The following is a 6,501-nucleotide window of genomic DNA, read 5'->3' as shown; positions in this document are numbered from 1 at the left end:
GACGAGCGCAGCGAGGAGCCGTATCGAAATCAGCCCCTACAGCACCGCGAAATCGTCCATCAGCCAGCGGCCGTCCTGCTGCACCAGGGTCACCTTGACGCGCGTCTGGTACGGAAATCCCTCGGGGAATTCCTGCGCGGTCTGCGGCGACTTGATGGTCTGGTCGAGTGTCACGAGGACAACGGCCTTCCCGTCGTCGAGCGACATGATGCCGGCGTTGTCGGCCTTCGCGGTCGACACGGCCTCCGCCTCGGTGGAGCCTTTTCGGGCGTCCTGCGAGGACTCGATGTAGGTCTGGGTGAACGCGGGAGTGGAGATCTCGCGGATTCGACGGTCGAGGTCGGAGTAGTCGCCCGAGTTGTAGGTGGTGAGCTCGGCGGCGTACTTGCGTGCGGTGTCGAGGATCGTCGTGTCGATCGCACCGGCAGCAGTGTCGGCCCGATGGTCGGCGTCGATGTAGGCGACGGCCAGCGCCGCGGTCGACGCCGCGAGGACCACAGCGACCGCCACCAGCGCGACGACCGCCCAGGTCTTCTTCCCGAGACTGGTCGCCCACCCGGTCCAGCGGTCTCGCTTGCCCGACGCCGCGGCCGGGTCGAGCTTGCGCGGCGTCCGGTCCTCGGCGGACTCCGTCGCGTCCGAGTCGGTCGTGTCCTCGGGGGTGGCGTCGCTCGTCGAGACGTCGGCATCGTCGGCTTCCCCGCGACGGGCCGCCTTGCGGGCCGCTTTCGCCGCCTTGGCCTCCGCCTCGGCCCGGTACTTCTCCCGGTTCGTGCGGTTGGCCTGCAGGAATTCGTTGCCGTCGAGCGGGGTCACGACGTCGTCGACGTCGGGCGTCACCGAGGTGGCGTCGGGGGCGTCGGAGGTCTGACGAGGCTTCGGCATGGGTTCAATGTAGCGATGCCGCCTCGGGCATTGTGTCCGGCGTCATACCGCCGCGGATGTCAGAGGCTGCCGAGGTCCAGCGACACCCACTGCTGGGGGTCGAGGTACACCTTGGTCTGCGGACCGTGTTCCTTCTCGGCCATCTCGATGTACGGTTCGACGGCCTGAGGCGGCAGGTACCGAGATGCCATCTCTCGCAGGTCGTCTCGGGTTCCGGCGACCATGTCCACGGCATCGCCCGACACCGAGACGTACATGAGTCGCGGCGACACCTCGTCGACCATGAGAGTGAACCGCCCCGCGGTCCGGATGAGGTTCAGCTTCCGCGACTCGGTGCCGGTGAGCAGCCATGGTCGGCCGCCGGGCTCGTACTGATACCAGATCGGCACCGTCAACGGCGCCCGCCCGGTTTCGGCCTCGACGGCCAACGCCGCGACGTGTGGTTCTGCCAGAAACGCTTCTCTTTCGTTCTTGGTGAGTGCCATGCTCCGACGGTAGACCCGGCCTCCGACAATTCGTGCCCGATTCACGAGGCACCGGGCCTGCAGATGTAGCGGAACGTGGCGTCGACCGTCACGATCCGCGACGTCTACTGACGGGCCATACCGGGGGTATGCCTACTTCCAGGGAGCGAGCACCTCGGCGGCACGTTCGGCGAGCACCATCTGGAACAGCGGGCCGAAGCTCACGCGTCCGACGCCGAGCGCGGCGAGTGCCGCCTTGTTGTTCTTGGTCGGGTGCCCGATGGCGTTGACCGGGAGCGGGAGTTCTTCGGTGAGCCGCTTCTGGGTCACGTCATCGTGGAATCCGACGGGATAGAGCACGTCGGCACCGGCCTCCGCGCAGAGTTTCATCCGTGCGATGGCGCGGTCGACGCGGTCGGATTCGTCGCCGACCTGCTTGAGGAACAGGTCGGTGCGGGCGTTGACGACGACGTGGACATCGGTGGCGTCCGACGCGGCACGCAGGGCAGCCACGAAGTCGGCGTGCTCCTGCGCCTCGCGGAGTCGCCCGCCTTCACGGTGCACGGTGTCCTCGATGTTGAGGCCGACGGCCCCGGCGTCGATGAGGCCGTCGATCAGCGTCTTGGGGTCTTCGCCGTAGCCGGATTCGATGTCGACGGAGATCGGGGCGTCGACCGCGGCGGTGATCTGTTTGATCCGCGTGGTGAGTTCTCCGAAGGTGATGCCCTCGTTGTCGGGTTTGCCGATCGAGTCCGACACCGGGTGACTGCCGACGGTGAGGGCGGTGAACCCGGCGGAGACCGCCAGATTCGCCGACCACGCGTCCCACACTGTCGGCAGGATCACCGGGTCTCCGGGCTTGTGGAGTTCGAGCAGGGTCTTGGCCTTGTCGGCGAGTTCCGTCATGACCCCTACAACTACGCCGGTCGACGCGCACATTCCGAGGGTTGGCGAAAAACTACTTCCGCCAGAACAAGTGGTGGGTGACCCCACTGGGACTCGGGACTACTTCGTGCTCGAAACGGTCCTCCAACTCGGTGGGCGAGTTCCACAGCCGCAGGCCGTTTCCGTAGGTGACGGGTGCGACCGCGATGTGCAGCGTGTCGATGAGATCGGCGTCGAGGAACTCCCGGACGGTGCTGACTCCCCCGCCGATCCGGACGTCCTTGCCGTCGGCTGCGGTCTTCGCCTTCTCCGCCGCTTCGGCCGGCGTGGCGTCGAGGAAGTGGAAGGTGGTCTCACCCAACGTGAACGACGGCCGCACGTGGTGGGTGAGGACGAAGACCGGGGTGTGGAACGGCGGCTCGTCGCCCCACCATCCCTGCCATTCATGGTCGGCCCACGGGCCGCGCTGGTGTCCGAACTTGTTGCGGCCCATGATCTCCGCGCCGATGTTGTGGGTGAAATCGCGGGTGAAGTAGTCGTCGAGGCCGCGGGTGCCGCCGGGATCGGTGCGGTTGGGCCAGCTCGCGGTGGCCCCTGCCCAGGACATCAGCTCCCAGGGTTCGACGGTGTCGCCGAACGGCCGCTCGAAGGTCTGGTTCTCACCGGCACCGATCCCGTCCTGCGAGACCGCGAAGTTCTGCACTCTGAGTAGCTGCGGCATGACTTCCGCTCCTGTCGTCGTCGAGCAATCCAACCAGGACAGACTCGGCACCGCAGCAAAACTCATCGGTCGGCGCAGCTCAGGCGATGGCAGCCTTGACGATCTCGGCAACCGGCGTCGACGACCGGCCGATCAGCGCCTGCAGGTCGCCGGAGGTGGTGTCGAGCTCCCCGCGGGCGATGCCGGCGTCGGAGCCCGCCAGCACGGCGGCGAACTGCTCCGGAACGCCGTTGTCGGCGAGGACCTTCGCGTAGTCGGCCTCCGGCAGGTCGCGGTACTCGACGGTCCTGCCGGCGACCTCGCCGATGATCTTTGCGAGATCGGCGTAGGTGAGTCGTTCGTCGCCGCCGAGCTCGTAGATCTTGCCGCCCTGGTCGGTGTCAGAGGTGAGGACCGCAGCGGCGGCCGCCGCATAGTCGGCGCGGGCCGCACCGGCGACCTTGCCCTCGCCCGCCGCACCGAACAACGCACCGGACGAGACCGCCTGACCGATGGCCTGCAGGTAGTTCTCCCAGTACCAGCCGTTGCGCAGGAACACCGCCGGGATCGACGACTCGGCGAGGCGCTTCTCAGTGGCCACGTGTTCGGGCGCCAGTCCGAGTCCGCTCGTAGTCGCGTTGAGGAGGCTCGTGTAGGCGATGAGCTTCACCCCGGTAGCTTCCGCAGCCTCGATCACGTTCGTGTGCTGCGGAACTCGACGCCCGACCTCCGAGCCCGAGACGAGCAGGAGCTTGTCGACGCCGTCGAGCGCGCGTCGCAGCGCGCCGGGTTCCTCGTAGGAGGCAACCCGGATCTGAACACCCTTCGACGCCAGGTCGGCGGCCTTCGCCTCGTCCCGCACGATCGCCACGATGTCCGTGGCCGGAACTCCCCGCCCGAGCAGCTCGTCGATCACCAGTCCACCGAGCTGGCCCGTCGCACCCGTCACTGCAATCGTCATTGTTTCTCCCTCGTCGCAATGGTCTGTCCCCGAGACAGTACCCACTTACTTTTCGTAAGTTCAATACGGTTGGTTAGCGTATCGATGTGACCTTCGCTAACCTGAGGCCATGCCCGATCACGACGACCGGTCCCTCGAAGCGGACGTCTTCGCACGTGACTGCTCGTCGAGATCGACGCTGCAGACGGTCACCGGCCGCTGGGGCAGTCTGGTCCTGATCGCATTGGGCGAGAGCAACTATCGGTTCAGCGCGCTACGACGCCGCGTCGACGGGGTGAGTGAGCGGATGCTGTCGCAGACGCTTCAGAATCTCGAACGCGACGGCATGGTCGTGCGGACCGTCCTGGAAGCGATCCCGCCGAAGGTCGAGTACCACCTCACTCCCCTCGGCCGGCAGGTGGCAGATCAGCTGCAGGGGCTCATCGACCTGGTGCAGGACAGCATGCCGACGGTGCGCGAGGCGCAGGCGGAGTACGACGAACGGAACGCGGCGAAGGCCTGACCGTCCGCAAACCCACCCCTTTTCGGCAAACCCACCCCCGCGCAAGTGGTGATCCTGCCGAAAAAAGGTGGGTTTGTGAGACGCCAACGAAAAAGCCCGCCGCCTGCGTTCGCAGGGGCGGGCTCCTCGTTCTGCTCCCCCAACTGGACTCGAACCAGTAACCGTTCGATTAACAGTCGAATGCTCTGCCAATTGAGCTATGGGGGATTGCTCTGGCCCTCGTTCGGCGCCGAAAGCGCTTCACTCGAACCGAGGACAGACTCTAGCGCATGCCGCCGCCCTACAACAAAACGGCAGGTCAGCGACGAGACGGCCGTGGCAGTTCGCGGCGATGCCTCGCACTCGGAATGGCGTCTGGGGATGCCGACCGTTACGTCGATGCTGTCGGGCACGAGCACCATCGGACTGGGCGGCGCCCCTCTCTCGACGTAGGACCGCCGCTCCGCGTCGATCCACCCCTCCCGAACCACGCCCATCGGCTGCGCGCGGTTTCGCACCGCAGCAGGCTGCAGCCGCCGGGAGACCGTGCGGTAATCTCCTCCCGCGGGCCAGGTGCCCGCATGGGGAGTTAGCTCAGTCGGTTAGAGCCGCGGACTCATAATCCGTAGGTCGCGGGTTCGAGCCCCGCACTCCCCACAAACGGTGCGAGTTGGTTTTCGCCGACGCCTAGGCGCCGACGATCGCCTCGCGTAATGCGGCGGTCACGGCGGCCGGGTTGTCGACGTTCATCAGGTGCCCGGCGTCCGGGATCACGCGGTAGGTCACGTCCGCCAGGCCGTCGACGATCATCTTCGCGGCCTTCTCCGGACACAGCGCGTCACGATCGGCAGCGACGACGTCGACGTGCTGCCGGATATCGGAAAGCCGTGGGGTCAGGGGCTGTTCGCGCACCCCGGCCATCGCGCGTGCTGCGTTCGCATAGCCTGCGCCCTCCCCGACTGCCTCGAGCCTCCTGGCCGTGACCTCGTCGACGCGATCGTGAGCGGAGACCAGTCCGGCGACGGTGTCGTCGCGCATCGCGCCGCGAAACTCGTCGGTGGCGGTGTCAGCGGCCTGATCGGCGCGCTGGGTGTAGAACTCGGCCGCGGCCCGTCCCACCACCGACGAGGTGCCGAGGACGACGGCGCGGCTCACCAGGTCAGGCCGTTCGGCAGCGGCCCACAGCACGATCGTCCCGCCGGCGGAGAAGCCGACCACGATCGCCGGACCGGTCACCGTCTCGAGAAACCCGACGAGATCTCGTCCGAGCTGGTCCAGGGTTCCCTCGGCCTCCCCGACCGTCGTCGAGCCGAAGCCGCGGAGGTCGTAGGCGTAGGTGTGCAGGTCGGCGAGGTCGCGCTGCGTGTGCGCCCAGCTACGATTGTCCTCGCCCAGTCCGTGCACCAGAACAATTGGCGTCGAGGAACTTTCGCCACTCCCCTGTTCCGAGTAGTTCACCGTGAGATCGCCGATCGACACCGTCGTCATGAATCCAGGCTCTCACACCGCGCGACACCCGATCCCGCTCACCTCTCGACGCGGCACCAGAACTCGGTCTCGCCGGGGATACGCGTCAGGCGCACCTCCCCTCCGCCGGGACGGTCGAAGACCCGGACCCCGTCGCCCAGGAAGACCGGGACGTGGAAGAGCAGGACCTCGTCGAGTAGTCCGGCGTCGATCATCTGACGCGCGACGTCGGCGCCGATGACCGTGACGTACCCATCGCCCGCCAGTCGCTTGGCATCCTCGACGGCGCGGTGCAGGTCGGAGACGAAGGTGACTCCCTCCTCGGGTTCCGCGGGTGGGTTGTGCGTGAGAACCACTGTGGGTCCCGAGAATTCACCTTCGAAGGCTCCCTCGCGGTCCGTCCCCTTGTTGGGGTCGTCGCCGCGGAAGCTCCGGTTGCCCACCAGCAGGGAGCCGGTCCCCTCCCGCAGACGCAGAGCTGCCGTGCTGTCGCCGCCCTCGCCTGCATCCTCGCCGAAGAACCGGGTCAGCCAGGACATGTCGCCGCCGGGACCGGCGATGAAGCCGTCGAGCGATGCCGCTGCCGAGTAGATCGTCGTCGCCATGTCGTGTTCTCCGTTCAGATGTGGTCGATGTACAGACCGGGCGAACGACGAGA

At 67.1% G+C, this 6,501-nt stretch carries 8 protein-coding genes and 2 tRNA genes; 2 read left to right on the top strand and 8 right to left on the bottom strand.

What is annotated here, in order from left to right; translation table 11 throughout:
- Positions 1–36: 36 nt before the first annotated feature.
- From OK17_RS09195 to OK17_RS09175, 5 genes are all read right to left on the bottom strand, one after another.
- Entirely contained in the window at positions 37–885 is an 849-nt protein-coding gene (locus OK17_RS09195; RefSeq protein ID WP_461417266.1) for a hypothetical protein, read from the bottom strand.
- Between the two features lie 59 nt (positions 886–944).
- Positions 945–1,370, bottom strand: a complete 426-nt coding sequence (locus OK17_RS09190) for a pyridoxamine 5'-phosphate oxidase family protein (protein ID WP_461417265.1) — start codon at positions 1,368–1,370, stop codon at positions 945–947.
- Positions 1,371–1,502: 132 nt separating this feature from the next.
- Entirely contained in the window at positions 1,503–2,255 is a 753-nt protein-coding gene (locus OK17_RS09185; RefSeq protein ID WP_461417264.1) for an isocitrate lyase/PEP mutase family protein, read from the bottom strand.
- 52 nt (positions 2,256–2,307) lie between these two features.
- Complete coding sequence (locus OK17_RS09180) at positions 2,308–2,955, bottom strand: dihydrofolate reductase family protein (protein WP_461417263.1); 648 nt, start codon at positions 2,953–2,955, stop codon at positions 2,308–2,310.
- Between the two features lie 79 nt (positions 2,956–3,034).
- A complete protein-coding gene (locus tag OK17_RS09175) occupies positions 3,035–3,895 on the bottom strand; it encodes an SDR family oxidoreductase (RefSeq protein ID WP_461417262.1) in 861 nt (286 codons plus the stop codon).
- Between the two features lie 109 nt (positions 3,896–4,004).
- Between OK17_RS09175 and OK17_RS09170 the strand changes: the two genes are divergently transcribed.
- Complete coding sequence (locus tag OK17_RS09170; protein ID WP_461417261.1) at positions 4,005–4,397, top strand: winged helix-turn-helix transcriptional regulator; 393 nt, start codon at positions 4,005–4,007, stop codon at positions 4,395–4,397.
- 134 nt (positions 4,398–4,531) lie between these two features.
- On the opposite strand, the gene OK17_RS09165 is transcribed toward OK17_RS09170, so the two are convergent.
- Positions 4,532–4,604, bottom strand: a tRNA-Asn gene (locus OK17_RS09165).
- A gap of 355 nt (positions 4,605–4,959) precedes the next feature.
- Here OK17_RS09165 and OK17_RS09160 point away from each other — a divergent pair.
- Positions 4,960–5,033, top strand: a tRNA-Ile gene (locus OK17_RS09160).
- A gap of 30 nt (positions 5,034–5,063) precedes the next feature.
- On the opposite strand, the gene OK17_RS09155 is transcribed toward OK17_RS09160, so the two are convergent.
- Together OK17_RS09155 and OK17_RS09150 are read right to left on the bottom strand one after the other, a co-directional pair.
- The gene (locus OK17_RS09155) at positions 5,064–5,864 is read right to left on the bottom strand and encodes an alpha/beta fold hydrolase (protein ID WP_461417260.1); all 801 of its coding nucleotides are present in this window, start codon (positions 5,862–5,864) and stop codon (positions 5,064–5,066) included.
- Between the two features lie 38 nt (positions 5,865–5,902).
- Positions 5,903–6,448, bottom strand: coding sequence for a dihydrofolate reductase family protein (locus tag OK17_RS09150; protein WP_461417259.1), 546 nt, complete (start codon positions 6,446–6,448; stop codon positions 5,903–5,905).
- Between the last annotated feature and the right edge of the window lie 53 nt (positions 6,449–6,501).

This window comes from Gordonia sp. GN26, from assembly GCF_054823965.1.
Note: the sequence above shows the minus strand (reverse complement) of the source record. Positions and strands in the feature narration are given on the sequence as shown.